Source organism: Pseudomonas stagnisoli (genome assembly GCF_048595745.1).
GTDB classification, from domain to species: domain Bacteria; phylum Pseudomonadota; class Gammaproteobacteria; order Pseudomonadales; family Pseudomonadaceae; genus Aquipseudomonas; species Aquipseudomonas alcaligenes_A.
In genome coordinates this window covers 2,482,274-2,498,770 of the sequence record NZ_CP184361.1, presented here as the reverse complement: position 1 = coordinate 2,498,770, position 16,497 = coordinate 2,482,274, and the positions used below count along the sequence as shown (strand labels likewise).

Genomic DNA, 16,497 nt, shown 5'->3' with positions numbered 1-16,497 from the left:
TCGAGCGTTGCCCGGGTGCGACCAGCGGTCGCGTCCCGGGCGGGTGAAGGCTTACTTCTCGGTTGCTGCCTCGGACTTGCCCTGGGACAGGCTGTACACATAGGCGGCCAGCAGGTGCACCTTGTCTTCGCTGCCCACGTACTGCAGCTGTGCGGGCATGTTGCCGCTGCGGCCGTAACGAATGCTCTGCTGCAGTTGAGCGTAGCTGCTGCCGTAGATGAAGGCGCTCGGGTTGGTCAGGTTCGGTGCGCCCATGCTCGGGGTGCCCTTGCCGTCCGCACCGTGGCAGGCGAAGCAGGTAGTGGAGAAGACCTTCTTGCCAGCTTCGATGTCAGCAGTAACGCCTTCCGGCAGCTTGCGGCCACCCAGTTCGGTCAGCACGTAAGCGGCGACATTGCGCACGCCATCTTCGCCGATGGCCGGGCCTTGCGGCGGCATCATGCCATGACGACCACCAATGATGGTCTGTTTGATGTCGGCAGGCGAACCACCCCAGCGCCACTCGTTATCGGTCAGGTTGGGGAAGCCGTATGCACCCTTGGCGTCGGAGCCGTGGCAGACCGAGCAGTTGGACGCGAACAGGCGGCCACCCATTTTCAGGGCCTGTTCGTCCTTGGCCACTTCCTCGATCGGCAGCTTGGCGTACTTGGCATAGATGGGCGCGTATTCCTTGTCGGCGCGAACCATCTCCTTTTCCCACTGGTGCACGCCGGTCCAGCCGGACTGGCCAGTAGTGAAGGGCTTGCCGTTGCCGGCTTCGTTGTAGCCCGGCAGCAGACCTTTCCAGTTACCCAGGCCCGGGTACAGAACCAGGTAGCCGAGGGCGAAGACGATGGTGCCGACGAACAACAGGAACCACCATTTCGGCAGCGGATTGTCGAACTCTTCGATACCGTCGAAGGAGTGGCCGACGGTTTCGTCGGTAGCGTCAGGGCGCTGGCCTTTACGCACACCGAATATCAGCCAGGTGAGCGCGGCAAGGGTGCCGAGGCTCAGTACGCTGACGTAGATACTCCAGAACGAAGTCATTCTTTATTGCTCCCAGAAGCTTGCTCGTCACGCTTGTTGGCTGGGATGTCATCGGCAAACGGCAGGTTGGCCGCTTCGTCGAAGCTCGACTTGCGCTTGCTGTTGTAAGCCCAGAGCACCACGCCGATGAAGGCGATGAAGACTACTGCCGTGCCTATGCCACGGATCATCCCGATATCCATCATGCGTTACCGTTTGTTCTTGATTGCGGTACCAAGACCTTGCAGGTACGCGACCAGCGCGTCCATTTCGGTCTTGCCCTTGACGGCCTCTCGAGCACCGGCAATGTCCTCGTCGGTGTAGGGCACGCCGAGGGCGCGCAGGGCGGTCATCTTGGCGGCGGTGTCCTTGCCGTCGAGCTTGTTCTCAACCAGCCACGGGTAGGCCGGCATCTTGGATTCCGGTACCACGTTGCGCGGGTTGTACAGGTGGGCGCGGTGCCAGTCGTCCGAGTAACGGCCGCCGACGCGAGCCAGGTCCGGGCCGGTACGCTTGGAGCCCCACAGGAACGGGTGGTCCCAGACGCTCTCGCCGGCGACGGAGTAGTGACCGTAGCGCTCGGTTTCGGCGCGGAACGGGCGAATCATCTGCGAGTGGCAGCCGACGCAGCCTTCCTTGATGTAGATGTCGCGGCCTTCCAGTTCCAGTGCGGTGCGCGGCTTCATGCCTTCCACCGGGGTGTTGGTGACGTCCTGGAAGAACAGCGGGACGATCTGGGTCAGGCCGCCGATACTGACGGCCAGGACCATACCGATCGCCAGCAGGCCGATGTTCTTCTCGAAAATTTCGTGTTTGCTACCGGCCATCAGTGAGCAACCTCTGCAGGAATCAGGGCGGCGGCGTCGTACTTGCTCTTGTCAGCGGCACGCACGGTACGCCAGGTGTTGTAGGCCATCAGCAGCATGCCGGCGACGAAGAAGGCACCGCCAAGGGCGCGAACCATGTAGCCGAGATGGCTGGCTTCCAGGGCTTCGACGAAGGAGTAGGTGAGGGTGCCGTCTTCGTTGACTGCACGCCACATCAGACCCTGGGTGATGCCGTTGACCCACATGGAGGCGATGTACAGCACGGTACCGATGGTGGCCAGCCAGAAGTGGGCGTTGATCAGGCCGACGCTGTGCATCTGCTCGCGACCGAACACTTTCGGAATCAGGTGGTACAGCGAGCCGATGGAGATCATCGCTACCCAGCCGAGGGCGCCGGCATGCACGTGGCCGATGGTCCAGTCGGTGTAGTGGGACAGAGCGTTGACGGTCTTGATGGCCATCATCGGGCCTTCGAAGGTGGACATGCCGTAGAAGGCCAGGGAAACCACCAGGAAGCGCAGGATGGGGTCGGAGCGCAGCTTATGCCAGGCGCCGGAGAGGCTCATCATGCCGTTGATCATGCCACCCCAGCTCGGGGCCAGGAGGACGACCGACATGGCCATGCCGAGGGACTGGGCCCAGTCCGGCAGGGCGGTGTAGTGCAGGTGGTGCGGGCCGGCCCAGATGTACAGGGTGATCAGCGCCCAGAAGTGCACGATCGACAGGCGGTACGAGTAGATCGGACGCTCGGCCTGCTTGGGTACGAAGTAGTACATCATCCCCAGGAAGCCGGTGGTCAGGAAGAAGCCCACGGCGTTGTGGCCATACCACCATTGCACCATGGCGTCAGTGGCGCCGGAGTACATGGAGTAGGACTTGAACAGGGTGACCGGCATTTCCATGCTGTTGACGATGTGCAGCATGGCGGTGACCAGGATGAAGGCACCGAAGAACCAGTTGCCGACATAGATGTGCTTGGTCTTGCGCTTGATGATGGTGCCGAAGAACACCAGCAGGTAGCTGACCCAGACAACTGCCAGCAGGATGTCGATCGGCCACTCCAGCTCGGCATACTCCTTGGAGGAGGTGTAGCCCAGCGGCAGGGTGATCACTGCCAGTACGATGACGGCTTGCCAACCCCAGAAGGTGAAGGCGGCCAGACTGTCGGAGATCAGGCGGGTCTGACAGGTGCGCTGAACCACGTAGTAGGACGTGGCAAACAGGGCGCAACCGCCAAAGGCGAAGATCACCGCGTTGGTGTGCAGCGGGCGCAGACGGCCGAAGCTGGTCCACGGCAGGTTCAGGTTGAGTTCCGGCCACACAAGTTGTGCGGCGATGAACACCCCGAGACCCATCCCGATGACCCCCCAGATTACCGTCATAACGGCGAACTGGCGGACCACCTTATAGTTATAAGCAGTCTGACTGATTGCTGTGCTCATGCTAGGGGTACCACGGTTAAGGGAGAGTTTTATAGGCCAAAAAAGCGGCGGCAAGTATGGAGAATCAAGGTATCCATTGCAACGCCGGGATGCCTGTACGATCAAGGTTCTAGCGGCCTCGGAAGGCATTGCTGAACCTGTCGACTGGCACTCCAGTACCCGTGGTAACCCTGCTCAAAGGAGGGGATTGCCTAGAGATTATTACCGGGTACGACTTTTGGGCAGCTTAGACCAACTCCCGTCAGGTGGTATGCAAGCGGTCAGACAGGTGCGACATCGGGTCGCATTCGATGAAGAGGTAGCGGGTGCCGTAAGGCACCCGCCGATAGGTTTACTCGCTAGCCAGGGTCTCCTCGTTTGCCGCCGGTTTCTGCGACAGGCTGTAGACATAGGCAGCCAGCAGGTGGACCTTGTCTTCGCTGCCGACGTACTGCAGTTGTGCCGGCATGTGGCCAGTGCGGCCGTAGCGAATGGTCTGCTGCAGTTGGGCAAAGCTGCTGCCGTAGATGAAGGCGCTCGGGTTGGTCAGGTTGGGCGCGCCCATGCTCGGGGTGCCCTTGCCATCGGCGCCGTGGCAGGCGAAGCAGGTGCTGGCGAAGATCTTCTGGCCGGCACCGATGTCGGCGGTTTCACCTTCCGGCAGCTTGCGCCCGGCCAGTTCGGTCAGCACGTAGGCGGCGGCATTGCGGACGCCTTCCTCGCCGATCATCGCCGCTTGTGGCGGCATCATGCCGGTGCGGCCGCCCGCGATGGTCTGCTTGATCGAGGCAGCATCGCCGCCCCAGCGCCATTCCTTGTCGGTCAGGTTGGGGAAGCCGTAAGCGCCTTTGGCGTCAGAGCCGTGGCAAACCGAGCAGTTGGAGGCGAACAAGCGGCCGCCCATCTTCAGTGCGCGCTCATCCTTGGCGACTTCCTCCACCGGCAACTTCGCGTAACTGGCGTAGATCGGGCCGTACTCGGCGTCAGCCTTGTCCATTTCGCGCTGCCACTGTTTGACCTGAGTCCAGCCGCCCTCGTAGCCCGGCAGTTTGCCGGCGAAGTTGCCCAGGCCCGGGTACAGCAGCAGGTAGGCACCGGCGAAGATCAGGGTGCCGAGGAACAGCATGAACCACCAGCGCGGCAGGGGGTTGTCGTATTCCTCGATGCCGTCGAACGAGTGACCCAGGGTCTGGTCGGTCGGGCCGGGCTGCTCGCCGCTGCGGGTGGCGAAGATCAGCCACAGAAGCGCGAGCAGGCTGCCCAGGGTGAGCAGGGTGATGTACCAGCTCCAGAATGCGGTCATGTCCTATTACCTCTTGTTCTTCAGGCTGGTGCCGAGCACCTGCAGGTAGGCCACCAATGCGTCCATTTCGGTCTTGCCCTTGACGGACTCGCTGGCCGCGGCGACGTCAGCGTCGGTGTAGGGCACGCCGAGGGCGCGCAGGGCGGTCATCTTGGCGGCGGTGTCCTTGCCGTCGAGCTTGTTCTCAACCAGCCACGGGTAGGCCGGCATCTTGGATTCCGGTACCACGTTGCGCGGGTTGTACAGGTGGGCGCGGTGCCAGTCGTCCGAGTAACGGCCGCCGACGCGAGCCAGGTCCGGGCCGGTACGCTTGGAGCCCCACAGGAACGGGTGGTCCCAGACGCTCTCGCCGGCGACGGAGTAGTGGCCGTAGCGCTCGGTTTCGGCACGGAACGGGCGGATCATCTGCGAGTGGCAGCCGACGCAGCCTTCCTTGATGTAGATGTCGCGGCCTTCCAGCTGCAGGGCGGTGTAGGGTTGCATGCCCTTGACCGGTTCGTTGACCACGTCCTGGAAGAACAGTGGGACGATCTGGGTCAGGCCGCCGATGCTCACCGCCAGGACCATGGCGATGGCCAGCAGGCCGACGTTTTTCTCGAAAATCTCGTGTTTGCTGCTCATCAGTGGGCGACCTCTGCAGGAATCAGGGCTTCGCGGTCATATTCGGCCGGTTTGGCGGCGCGTATGGTCAGCCAGGTATTCCAGGCCATCAGGAACATGCCGAGCAGGAAGATGGCGCCGCCCAGTACCCGCACCACGAAGCCGATGTGGCTGGCTTCCAGGGCTTCGACAAAGGAGTAGGTGAGGGTGCCGTCGTCGTTGACTGCACGCCACATCAGGCCCTGAGTGATGCCGTTGACCCACATGGAGGCGATGTACAGCACGGTACCGATGGTGGCCAGCCAGAAGTGCGAGTTGATCAGGCTGACGCTGTGCATCTGCTCGCGGCCGAACACTTTCGGAATCAGGTGGTACAGCGAGCCGATGGAGATCATCGCTACCCAGCCGAGGGCGCCGGCGTGCACGTGACCAATGGTCCAGTCGGTGTAGTGGGAGAGGGCGTTGACGGTCTTGATGGCCATCATCGGGCCTTCGAAGGTGGACATGCCGTAGAAGGCCAGGGAAACCACCAGGAAGCGCAGGATGGGGTCGGAGCGCAGCTTATGCCAGGCGCCGGACAGGGTCATCATGCCGTTGATCATGCCGCCCCAGGACGGAGCCAGCAGTACCAGGGACATCACCATGCCGAGGGACTGTGCCCAGTCCGGCAGGGCGGTGTAGTGCAGGTGGTGCGGGCCGGCCCAGATGTACAGGGTGATCAGCGCCCAGAAGTGCACGATCGACAGCCGATAGGAGTACACCGGGCGCCCCGCCTGCTTGGGCACGAAGTAGTACATCATTCCCAGGAAGCCGGCGGTCAGGAAGAAGCCCACGGCGTTGTGGCCATACCACCACTGCACCATGGCGTCGGTCGCGCCTGCGTACAGGGAATAGGACTTGGTCAGGCTGACCGGCAGTTCCAGGTTGTTGACGACATGCAGCATGGCCACGGTCAGGATGAAGCCGCCGAAGAACCAGTTGCCGACGTAGATGTGCTTGGTCTTGCGCTTCATCAGGGTGCCGAAGAACACCACGGCATAGGCCACCCAGACGATGGTGATCAGAATATCGATCGGCCATTCCAGCTCGGCATACTCTTTGGAGGTGGTGATGCCGAGCGGCAGCGTGACGGCTGCCAGTACGATCACCGCCTGCCAGCCCCAGAAGGTGAATGCGGCCAGTTTGTCGGAGATCAGGCGGGTCTGGCAGGTCCGCTGCAGCGAGTAGTAGCTGGTGGCGAACAATGCGCAGCCGCCAAAGGCGAAGATCACCGCATTGGTATGCAGTGGGCGCAGGCGGCCGAAGCTGGTCCAAGGCAAGTTGAAGTTCAGTTCGGGCCAGGCCAGTTGGGCGGCGATGAACACGCCGAGCCCCATCCCGACTATGCCCCAAACCACCGTCATAATGGCGAACTGGCGGACAACCTTATAGTTGTAGGCCGCAGTGCTGGTTGTGTTCATGTGTTGGGCTTCCATCCACGGTTATGAAAAGCAAGGCAAGCATGGGTAATGGCACGATGATGGTTATTGACGAGGATCAATGTCGCGCACGGGGATGGCTGTGGAACGGGGCGGGCGGAATGTCGCAGGTCACCCTGATCCTCGCTCACGGCGCCGGCGCACCGATGGACAGCGAGTTCATGCAAGGCATGGCCGAGCGGCTGGCGATGCGCGGCGTGAGCGTTCTGCGCTTCGAGTTTCCCTACATGGCGGCGAGGCGTGTGGGAGGAGGCAAGCGCCCGCCTAATCCGCAGGCGCAGCTGCTGGATTGCTGGCGTGATGTCTACCAGCAGGTGCGGGCTGCGGTTGTGGGCCCGCTGGCCATTGGTGGCAAGTCAATGGGAGGGCGCATGGCCAGTCTGTTGGCGGACGAGTTGGGTGCCGATGCCTTGGTTTGCCTGGGGTATCCCTTCTATGCGGCTGGCAAGCCAGAGAAACCGAGGGTGGCGCACTTGGCTGAATTGCACACGCGTAGCCTGATTGTTCAGGGCGAACGTGATGCGCTGGGTGATCGCGAGACTGTCAGCGGCTATAGCCTGGCGCCCGGCATCACGCTGGAGTGGCTGACAGCAGCCGACCACGATCTCAAACCGCTCAAGGCGTCAGGCCTGACTCACGCGCAGCACCTGCAGCGGGCTGCGGAGCGGGTGGCCGCCTTCCTGCACAGTTGAGGTTGCCGGGCCGGCGATAGCCGGCCTTTTTGTGAGTCAGCTGCTTAGCGATTGAAGCGCTCCACCAGCGAATACTGATCCTGGGCGGTTGAGGTCAATGCCTCGCTGAGCTGCGCGGTGCTCTGTGCTTCGCCAGCCGTCTGGTCGGCGAGCTGGGCGATCGTGGTGATGTTCTGGTTGATCTCGTCGGCAACCGCGCTCTGCTCCTCGGCGGCGGCGGCGATCTGGTTGGCCATGTCGCTGATATTGGCGACCGCGGCGCTGATCCCGGCCAGTGCCTGGTCGGCCTGCAGAACGCGCTCCACTCCTTGGTCGGCCTGCTTGCGGCCGATCTCCATGGTCATCACTGCCTCTTCCGCAGTGCGCTGCAGCTTGGCGATCAGGGCGTGGATCTGGCCTGTCGACTCGGCGGTACGTTGTGCCAGCGAGCGCACCTCGTCGGCGACTACGGCGAAACCGCGGCCCATCTCCCCGGCGCGCGCCGCCTCGATAGCGGCATTCAGGGCAAGCAGGTTGGTCTGGTCGGCGATGCCCTTGATGACGTCGACGACGCCGCCAATCTCGTTGCTGTCCTGGGCCAGGCGCGAGACGGTCTCACCGGTTTCGCTGACTGAAAGCGACAGGCGCTGGATCGCCTCCCGGGTTTCGGTCGTCACGTTGCGTCCCTCACCGGTGAGGCGGTTGGCTTCCTGGGTGGCGATGGCGGTGCGCGCCACATTGCTCGCCACCTCCAGGGTGGTGGCCGCCATTTCGTTGATCGCGGTGGCTACCTGCTCGGTTTCCATGCGTTGGCGCTCCAGGCCGGCCGAGCTGTTATGGGCCAGGTGGTCGGCCTGGCGGGCCTGGCTGGTCAGGCGTTCGGCGGTGTCCTGCAGGCGAGTCAGGCAGGTTTTCAGGCGCGCCTCCTGGCTGAGCATGGCCATTTCCAGGCGCGCCTCGGCGCCGCGGCTGTCGGTGTACATCTGGGCGATCAGCGGGTCCGAGGTGGTCTGCTCGGCCAGGCGCAGCAGGCGCTTGACCCCGCGGTTCTGCCAGCCCAGGCCGGCCAGGCCCAGTGGCACCGAGAGCAGGGCGGAGAGCAGGAAGCCCCAGGTCGAGCCGATCCAGTGGCCGATGAGGAAGCCGATCTGGCTGATCAGGATGAACGGCAGCCAAGCTTGCAGGACCGGCAGCCAGCGGTCGGTGCTGGGGATGGCTGGCTTGCCCGTGTTGATCCGGGCGTACAGCGCTTCGGCTCGGCGGACCTGCTCGGCGCTCGGCTTGACCCGTACCGACTCGTAACCGACCACCTGGCCCTTGTCGAGAATGGGCGTGACGTAGGCATTGACCCAGTAATGGTCTCCGTTCTTGCTGCGGTTCTTCACCACGCCCATCCAGGGACGCCCCTTCTTCAGGGTTTGCCACATGTGCTCGAAGACTGCAGGCGGCACATCCGGGTGGCGCACGATGTTGTGCGGCGCTCGCATCAACTCCTCGCGCTCGAAACCGCTGATCTCGATGAAGGCCTGATTGCAATAGGTGATCTGGCCTTTCAGGTCGGTGGTGGAAATCAGTCGCTGCTGCGCAGGGAAGGTGCGTTCGCGCTGGGTAACGGGCTGGTTGTTTCGCATGCCTGTCGCTTCTTGATCCTGTGGCTAGTCCCCGGCAGATCGGCCGGCGCAGCGCAAAGTTTAGCCGGAGTCACGCGCTTGCGGGGAGAAGAAGTTGTCCGCCTGGATAAGAAAATACCGCTGTGCAACTTTCGGTATTTTTCCGGAAGTTATAAGGGTTAATGAAGCCAATATTGTTGGGTTTGGTCGGATGTCACTTTTTATTAATCTTGGGTAATGGATCTGGATAATTGATCCGCACGGGATTGCTTGGCTATTTTTGACGTCATAAAAATGGCGTTATGGTGTTTTTTGTTACCTTTATGGTCGTCTTATTCCGTGCCATGCCCAGGGAAAATTAGGTGTTACTTTCTATTTTTTCGGCTGTATGCTGCATTCCAGAGCAGCTGCTCCATCGTGGTGCCAAAAAAATGGCATTTGTGATCACGATCACGCGTTACTCTCGGTAACTAGGTTACTGTTTTAAAAAGAATAACTTTCTAATTGTCGTGCGAGGAGCTTAGTTACCTCACATGGCATTTGTTTTGCTCCCTGCCAAGTTGAACTTTCGGCCATGGCTTGTGCCGAAGCGGAAGTTGTTTTGCAGCGGTAGTAGAGAACCGTGGAGTTCGTAGTCCCAGTAGTCGGTCTCGCGAAGTGTGCCGGTCAGCCGTGTGGCGGCCGTCTCGATCAACGCAAGGAGGAGATCGCTCGATGCGCATCAGCATTTTTGGATTGGGTTATGTAGGGGCCGTCTGTGCAGGATGCCTGTCGGCCAGGGGGCATCAGATCATCGGTGTGGACGTTCAGCCACTGAAGATCGAACTGATCAACAGCGGCAAGTCGCCGATTGTCGAACCGGGGCTGGAGGATTTGCTGCGCAAGGGCGTCAGCAGCGGCAACCTGCGCGGTACGCTGGATGTGCGCGAGGCCGTGCTGGAGACTGACATCTCCTTTCTCGCGCCGCCGACGCCGAGCAAGCGCAACGGTGATCTCGATGTTTCCTACATCGAAGAGGTGTGCCAGCAGATCGGTCGGGTCCTGCCCGAGAAGAGCACCCGCCACACCGTGGTGGTGCGCAGCACCGTACTGCCGGGAACCCTGCGCAACGTGGTGATCCCGACCCTGGAAAAATACTCCGGGCTGGTCGCAGGCAAGGATTTCGGCGTGGCGGTGAACCCCGAGTTCCTGCGCGAGAGCACCGCGATCAAGGACTACGACTTCCCGGCCATGACCGTGATCGGCGAACTGGACCAGACTTCCGGCGACCTGCTGGAGGCCATCTACAGCGAGCTGGACGCACCGATCATCCGCAAGACCGTCGAGGTCGCCGAGATGATCAAGTACACCTGCAACGTCTGGCATGCCACCAAGATCACCTTCGCCAACGAGATCGGCAACATCGCCAAGGCGGTGGGCGTCGATGGTCGCGAGGTGATGGAAGTGATCTGCCAGGATCACAAGCTCAACCTGTCCAAGTACTACATGCGTCCGGGTTTTGCCTTCGGCGGCTCCTGCCTGCCCAAGGACGTGCGTGCCCTGAACTACCGCGCTACCCAGCTGGACGTCGACTCGCCGCTGATCAGCTCGCTGATGCCCAGCAACGAGGCGCAGGTGCGCAACGCCTACAACCTGATCGCCAGCCAGGACAAGCGCAAGATCGCGCTGCTCGGCCTGAGCTTCAAGGCGGGAACCGATGACCTGCGCGAAAGCCCGCTGGTCGAGCTGGCCGAGATGCTGATCGGCAAGGGCTTCGACCTGAAGATCTTCGACCGCAATGTCGAGTACGCCCGCGTCCACGGTGCCAACCGCGACTACATCGAGTCGAAGATCCCGCACGTATCCTCGTTGCTGCGCGCCGACCTCAACCAGGTGGTGGCCGATGCCGACGTGATCGTGCTCGGCAACGGTGACGAGCTGTTCGAAACCGTGGTGCAGCAGCTCCCTCCGGGCAAGAAGCTGATCGATCTGGTGGGCTTCATGCGCCAGTGCAGCGACGAGGTCAAGGAAGGCCTCTGCTGGTAGCCCAGGCTACCGCTGGAACTGTGCACCGGGCGTAGAACAACAACAACAGCGCCCCCGTTGCAGAGCTGTAACCTAACGGGGTTGGCGAAAAATGGATGATCTCAAAGGGCGCCTGTTGCAGAGCGCCGGGTGGCTTTTTTACCTTGCGATATTGGGCGGCATGGCCTTGCTGCTGCCGCATAGCGTGTTCGATCCGCAATCCACGGACTTCCTGCTGCTGCTCGGGGTCGTGGGGATCTGGCGCTATTCGATGGGGGCCATCCACTATGTGCGTGGGGTGATCTTCCTCTATCTGGTGTACCCCTACTACCGGCGCAAGGCCCGCAAGCTCGGTGCATCGGCCGATCCTTCGCATGTGTTCCTGATGGTCACCAGCTTCCGCATCGATGCGCTGACCACGGCTGCGGTGTATCGCTCGGTGATCCAGGAAGCCATCGACTGCGGCTACCCGAGCACCGTGGTGTGCTCGATCGTCGAACTCTCCGACGAGCTGCTGGTGAAGAACCTGTGGGCCGCGCTGGCGCCGCCGGAGCGGGTCAAGCTGAACTTCGTGCGGATTCCCGGCACCGGCAAGCGCGACGGCCTGGCGCAGGGCTTCCGCGCCATCTCGCGGGCGCATCCGGACGAAAGTGCGGTGGTCGCGGTGATCGACGGCGACACCGTGCTGAGCGCCGGCGTGGTGCGCAAGACGGTTCCCTACTTCAAGCTGTTCGACAACCTCGGCGGGCTCACTACCAACGAGTTCTGTGAGGTGCGCGGCGGCTACATCATGGAGGAATGGCACAAGCTGCGCTTCGCCCAGCGCCACATCAACATGTGCTCCATGGCCCTGTCCAAGCGGGTGCTGACGCTGACCGGGCGCATGTCGGTATTTCGTGCCCAAGTGGTCACCGATGCCGGCTTCATTGCCGATGTGGAGAACGATCACCTCGAGCACTGGCGCCTGGGGCGCTTCAAGTTCCTCACCGGCGACGACAAGTCCAGCTGGTACAGCCTGATGCGCCTGGGCTACGACACCTTCTACGTGCCGGATGCGGCGATCAACACGGTCGAGCACCCGCCGGAGAAGAGCTTCATCAAGGCCAGTCGCAAGCTGATGTTCCGCTGGTATGGCAACAACCTGCGGCAGAACTCGCGGGCGCTGCGGCTCGGCACCGGGCATCTGGGGCTGTTCACCAGCGTGGTGCTGCTCGATCAGCGGGTGTCCATGTGGACCAGCCTGCTCGGCCCGGCGGTGGCCATCGTGGCGAGCATCAAGTACGGCTTCGCCTACCTGCTCATCTACATGCTGTGGATCGGTCTCACCCGCCTGGTGCTGACCCTGCTGCTGCTGGCCTCCGGGCACCGCATAGGGCCGGCTTACCCACTGATCCTTTATTACAACCAGATCGTCGGCGCACTGGTGAAGGTCTACGTGTTCTTTCGCCTCGACCAGCAGTCGTGGACCCGCCAGAAGACCAAGCTCGACCGCGGCCTGGGCGGTTTCCAGGCGTGGTTCAACACCTGGTCATCACGCGCCATGACCTTTTCGGCTGCCAGCGTTTTCGCCGCCACCCTGATGTGGGTGGTCTGACCCGGCCCCATTCAATTTGCAGTTTGCACAAGGAACGAAGATGAACGCAGTGATCAGCCCGAACAGCAACGTGGTCCATGAAGCCGAAGCCCAGCGCCAGTACGCGCGTCTCAAGCTGCCGGCGAAGATTCGCTATCGCACGCCGCAGGGCCAGGAACTGGAGGCGCAGCTGCTCGACCTATCGGTGGGCGGCTTCGGCTTCCAGCCGGGCAATACGCTGCTCAGCGAGGGCCAGCGCTTCCAGGGCAAGCTGATGTTCGAAGTCGAAGGCATCGGCTTCGCCATGGACGTGCAGTTTCAGGTCCGCTCGCTGGTCGACGGCAAGCGCGCCGGCTGCGAGTTCCACGAGCTGCGCCCGCGCGAGATCGCGGCGCTGCGCTACCTGATCAGCTCTTTCCTCAGTGGCGAGCTGGTCAATGTTGGCGACCTGATCAGTACCCTGCAGCGCGAAAATTTCACCAAGCCGCGCAAGGGCAAGGGCGACGACAAGATGAGCCTGGCCGCCAGGGTCAAGGCGCTCGGCCTGAGCATGAGCATCTTCCTGGTGGGTGTGGCCGCAAGCAGCTATGTGCTGTACCAGCTGTATGACGTGTACTTCATCACCCATGCCGATTCCGCCCAGGTCTCGGTCCCGGGGCAGCAGGTTTCCATGCCGCGCGAGGGTACGGTACAGAGCCTGGTGAAGGTCGGTGACACGGTCGCCAAGGGCGCCCCGGTGGGCACGTTCTCGTCCAGCGCGCTGGATGTGCTGAAGAACGTGCTGAAACCGGAGGAGATGGCCCCCGACAATCTGCAGCGGCTGTTCGACAAGAGCTTCCAGGGCACCCTGACCAGCCCCTGCGACTGCCGGGTGGTGGCGCAGCTGGTCGGCGACGGCCAGGTGGCGGCCAAGGGCGCTGCGGTGTTCATGATGGCGCCGGTCGATGCCGTGGCCACGGTTGAGGCGCGTTTCCCCTATCGCGCCTTCGACGAGCTGCAGCCGGGCAGCCCGGTGAACTTCCTAGTGGCCGGCGAAAGCGAGCAGCGCAGCGGGCGCATCAGCACCCTGGCGCTGCAGGATGGCGGTCTGGCCTCGGATATCCGCGTCGCCATTCAGCCTGACCAGCCGCTGGCCACCGAGCTGGCCAAGCGTCCGGTGGACGTGCGCATCCAGCCGCTGGGCGGGCTGTTCGACAGCGTGGCGGCCGGCAAATGAAGCGCAGCGGCCTGGCCCTGGCGCTAGCGGCCGCACTGGGCGGCTGCACCCAGCTGCCCGACCTGCAGCTGGCCAAGCGTGCGCAGACCGGCGGCGACCTGGCCACCGCCGAGGCCAACTTCCGCCCCCTGGCCGAGCAGGGCTTCGTCGAGGCGCAGATCGGCCTGGCCGATGTCCTGGTGCAAAGCCCCGAGCCGCAACGCCAGGCGCAGGGCGAGGCGCTCTATCGCCAGGCGGCCGATGTTTCGCCGCTGGCGCGCAACAAGCTCGGCAAGTGGCTGGCGGCCAAGGAGCAGGCCAGCGCGGTCGAGCGGCAGGAGGCCGAGCGCCTCCTGCTACAGGCCATCGAGGACGGTGACCAGAGTGCGCTGCTGGCGCTGCTGCGTCTGCAACTGCAGGACCCGCAGCGTCTGGCTAGCGGCGAACTGGAAGAGCAACTACGCGGCTGGCAGGCACGCGGCATGCCGCAGGCGCGGCTCGGCTGGATCCTGCTGTATCGCGCGCGCGGTGACTACGCCGCGCACCTGGCGGAGATCCGCCAGGGGTGCGAGGCCTGGCTGAGCGAAGTCAGCGAGTGCTATGTCGAGCTGGTCAGCGTGTACCGCCTGGAGGGCGCGCAAGAGCCTCTGCAAGCGCTGCTGGAACGGCTGCGCGCGGACTATGCCGCCGGCCTGGTGACACCGATACGGGTGAAAACCGTCGCCGCAGCGCTGGTGGCCGAGGGGCAGGGCGAGCCGCAGCCGGAATTAGCGCGCGAGCTCTATGCGGCAATCGCTCCGCAATGGCCGGATGCCTGGAGCAGCCTGGCTGATCTGCTTGCACGTTTCCCGCAGCTGGGCGATGGCCAGCAGGCCGTGGCCTACCTGGAGCAGGGCCTGGCGGCCGGCTCCTCCAAGGCCGCATTGAGCCTTGGTCACCTCTACCTGAATGGCCAACTGGTGCCCGCCGAGCCACGCAAGGCCGAGCAGTACCTGCTGCAGGCTGCGTCCGAGCAGAACAAGGCGCACATGCTGCTGGGCAAGCTGTATCGCGGCGGTCAGCTGGGGCGTATCGACCCGCAGAAGGCGCTGGACCATCTGCTGCTCGCCGCCCGCGCCGGCGAGCCCGGCGCCGATGCGGCGCTGGCCCAGCTGTTCGGCGAAGGCCGTGGCATTCGGATCAATCCGGTTTACGCCTATGGCTTCGCCCTGCTGGCCAAGGAGCAGGGTTCGGCCCAGGGCGACGTCTGGCTGGAGCGCATGGCACCGCGCCTGCAGCCCGCCGATCTGCAGCGGGCCCGCGAGATGGCGGCGCAGGAGAGGGCGGCCAGGGCGGATGAGCGCATCAGCCAGGGCAACCACAAGGACAAGGCACAGGAAGTACTATGACCCTCAATAAAGCTGTTACCACCTTCCTGATCGCCGCCGGTGCGCTGAGTGCGCCCGGCCTGCGCGCGGAGGAGAGCGCGCGTTTCGACTACGGCGTCAATTTCAAGCTCACCGCCCAGTCCACCGAGGATCTCGACCTGGGCACCCGTGACGAAGGCGACTTCAACGGCCTCGGCTTCGGCGTACGACCCTGGCTGCTGGCACAGCGTGGCGACTGGTCGGGCTATGTGCTCGGCGAGGCATTCGCCGCCACCGATGTGCTGGAGTCCTCGCAGGTCGCCGGCGACGACATCGATGCCGGTGATGCCCGCGAGCGCGATGACAGTTTCCTCGCCCTGCACGAGTTCTGGATCGACTACGGCGGCCTCACCGCCTATCCGCAGGAGTCGCTGCGTTTCGGCCGTCAACGCATCCGTGCCGATGACGGCCTGTGGTGGGACACCAATATCGAGGCGTTGCGCTGGAACTTCGAGACCACCTTGCTCGACGCCCATATCGGCGTGGCCGAGCGTTTCAGCGACTACCGCACCGACCTCGACGACCTGGCACCGCAGGACGAGGATCGCCAGTACTTCATGGGCGACATCTCCACGCAATGGCGTCCCGGGCACTGGGCCGGGCTCAAGCTGCATCACAGCCGCGATGACGGCAGTCTGGCCGGGGTGGGCGAGCGGGTCGATGAGCTGAGCAAAACCTATAAGGGCGACATTACTTGGCTCGGCGCCGAGCTCAATGGCGACTTCTTCAATCCGCGCAGCAGCGCGCCGCTCAACTACTGGGTGGCGCTCACCGGCATGCAGGGCGACGCCGAACTGCTGCAGACCAGCAGCGCCAGCGGCGAGCGGCGCGCCCTCGGTAGCCGCGATCAGGACCTGGATGGCTGGGCCATCGACCTCGGTCTGCGCTGGAACATCGATGAACACTGGCGCCTCGGCGGCACCCTGACGCGCGCCAGTGGCGGTGGCGATGCCGACGACTCCGAACAGTTTCTGCAGACCGATCTGCAGAGCAACCGCGCGCGCTTCACCGGCACCCGCTCCAGCGTGCACCGCTTCGGCGAGGCCTACCGTGGCGAGCTGAACAACCTGCAGGCGGCCTCGCTGTTCGGCAGCTGGATTCTCGACAAGAAGTACGACGCCAGCATCGTCTATCACCGCTTCTGGCGGGTGGACGAGGACCTCGACAGTGCCAGTGGCCTGAGCGTCGGACTGGAACCGGGCGACAAGGACCTGGGCCAGGAAGTCGACCTGGTGCTGACCCGCTACTTCGACCGCACCGAACTGGGCGTGGTGGAAGCTGACTCGGCGCTGGTGCGCCTGCGTGGCGGCCTGTTCCTGCCTGGCGATGCCTTCCCCAGTGGCACCGACTCGACCATGCATCGGGTCATGCTTGACCTGATCTGGCGCTACTGAGGAGGGC

The 16,497-nt window shown here is 63.4% G+C and carries 14 protein-coding genes; 6 read left to right on the top strand and 8 right to left on the bottom strand.

The features are described from left to right. Positions 1 to 51: 51 nt before the first annotated feature. From ccoP (ACOAPY_RS11950) to ccoN (ACOAPY_RS11920), 7 genes are all read right to left on the bottom strand, one after another. On the bottom strand, positions 52 to 1,029 hold the full coding sequence (gene ccoP / locus ACOAPY_RS11950) for a cytochrome-c oxidase, cbb3-type subunit III (protein WP_465153411.1): 978 nt from the start codon (positions 1,027 to 1,029) through the stop codon (positions 52 to 54). Continuing rightward, positions 1,026 to 1,211 carry a CcoQ/FixQ family Cbb3-type cytochrome c oxidase assembly chaperone gene (locus tag ACOAPY_RS11945; protein WP_043216308.1) on the bottom strand — a complete coding sequence of 62 codons (186 nt, stop codon included), beginning with the start codon at positions 1,209 to 1,211 and terminating at the stop codon, positions 1,026 to 1,028. The genes ccoP (ACOAPY_RS11950) and ACOAPY_RS11945 overlap by 4 nt, the downstream gene beginning before the upstream one ends. Positions 1,212 to 1,217: 6 nt before the next feature. After that, on the bottom strand, positions 1,218 to 1,835 hold the full coding sequence (gene ccoO, locus ACOAPY_RS11940) for a cytochrome-c oxidase, cbb3-type subunit II (RefSeq protein WP_076426560.1): 618 nt from the start codon (positions 1,833 to 1,835) through the stop codon (positions 1,218 to 1,220). After that, positions 1,835 to 3,277 carry a cytochrome-c oxidase, cbb3-type subunit I gene (ccoN, locus tag ACOAPY_RS11935; protein ID WP_076426561.1) on the bottom strand — a complete coding sequence of 481 codons (1,443 nt, stop codon included), beginning with the start codon at positions 3,275 to 3,277 and terminating at the stop codon, positions 1,835 to 1,837. The genes ccoO (ACOAPY_RS11940) and ccoN (ACOAPY_RS11935) overlap by 1 nt, the downstream gene beginning before the upstream one ends. Positions 3,278 to 3,608: 331 nt before the next feature. Beyond that, positions 3,609 to 4,559: a cytochrome-c oxidase, cbb3-type subunit III gene (gene ccoP / locus ACOAPY_RS11930; protein WP_076426562.1), complete on the bottom strand. Its 951-nt coding sequence runs from the start codon at positions 4,557 to 4,559 to the stop codon at positions 3,609 to 3,611. Positions 4,560 to 4,565: 6 nt separating this feature from the next. Beyond that, positions 4,566 to 5,180 carry a cytochrome-c oxidase, cbb3-type subunit II gene (gene ccoO, locus ACOAPY_RS11925; protein WP_076426563.1) on the bottom strand — a complete coding sequence of 205 codons (615 nt, stop codon included), beginning with the start codon at positions 5,178 to 5,180 and terminating at the stop codon, positions 4,566 to 4,568. Next, positions 5,180 to 6,619: a cytochrome-c oxidase, cbb3-type subunit I gene (gene ccoN / locus ACOAPY_RS11920; RefSeq protein ID WP_465153410.1), complete on the bottom strand. Its 1,440-nt coding sequence runs from the start codon at positions 6,617 to 6,619 to the stop codon at positions 5,180 to 5,182. Before ccoN (ACOAPY_RS11920) ends, ccoO (ACOAPY_RS11925) begins: the two co-directional genes overlap by 1 nt. Positions 6,620 to 6,660: 41 nt before the next feature. Here ccoN (ACOAPY_RS11920) and ACOAPY_RS11915 point away from each other — a divergent pair, with 41 nt between their 5' ends. Next, positions 6,661 to 7,329: an alpha/beta family hydrolase gene (locus ACOAPY_RS11915; RefSeq protein WP_465153409.1), complete on the top strand. Its 669-nt coding sequence runs from the start codon at positions 6,661 to 6,663 to the stop codon at positions 7,327 to 7,329. 44 nt (positions 7,330 to 7,373) lie between these two features. On the opposite strand, the gene ACOAPY_RS11910 is transcribed toward ACOAPY_RS11915, so the two are convergent. Continuing rightward, positions 7,374 to 8,939 (bottom strand): methyl-accepting chemotaxis protein, encoded by a 1,566-nt coding sequence (locus tag ACOAPY_RS11910; RefSeq protein ID WP_465153408.1) that lies wholly within the window; start codon positions 8,937 to 8,939, stop codon positions 7,374 to 7,376. Positions 8,940 to 9,632: 693 nt separating this feature from the next. On the opposite strand from ACOAPY_RS11910, the gene ACOAPY_RS11905 reads away from it, so the two are divergent. From ACOAPY_RS11905 to ACOAPY_RS11885, 5 genes are all read left to right on the top strand, one after another. Next, positions 9,633 to 10,943, top strand: a complete 1,311-nt coding sequence (locus tag ACOAPY_RS11905) for a nucleotide sugar dehydrogenase (protein WP_021699762.1) — start codon at positions 9,633 to 9,635, stop codon at positions 10,941 to 10,943. 91 nt (positions 10,944 to 11,034) lie between these two features. Beyond that, positions 11,035 to 12,516 carry a glycosyltransferase family 2 protein gene (locus ACOAPY_RS11900; RefSeq protein WP_465153407.1) on the top strand — a complete coding sequence of 494 codons (1,482 nt, stop codon included), beginning with the start codon at positions 11,035 to 11,037 and terminating at the stop codon, positions 12,514 to 12,516. A 40-nt stretch (positions 12,517 to 12,556) separates the two neighbouring features. Further along, positions 12,557 to 13,711, top strand: coding sequence for a PilZ domain-containing protein (locus tag ACOAPY_RS11895; RefSeq protein WP_465153406.1), 1,155 nt, complete (start codon positions 12,557 to 12,559; stop codon positions 13,709 to 13,711). Beyond that, on the top strand, positions 13,708 to 15,078 hold the full coding sequence (locus tag ACOAPY_RS11890; protein WP_465153405.1) for a tetratricopeptide repeat protein: 1,371 nt from the start codon (positions 13,708 to 13,710) through the stop codon (positions 15,076 to 15,078). Before ACOAPY_RS11895 ends, ACOAPY_RS11890 begins: the two co-directional genes overlap by 4 nt. Beyond that, positions 15,075 to 16,490, top strand: a complete 1,416-nt coding sequence (locus ACOAPY_RS11885) for an alginate export family protein (RefSeq protein ID WP_465153404.1) — start codon at positions 15,075 to 15,077, stop codon at positions 16,488 to 16,490. Before ACOAPY_RS11890 ends, ACOAPY_RS11885 begins: the two co-directional genes overlap by 4 nt. The last annotated feature ends 7 nt before the right edge of the window (positions 16,491 to 16,497 follow it).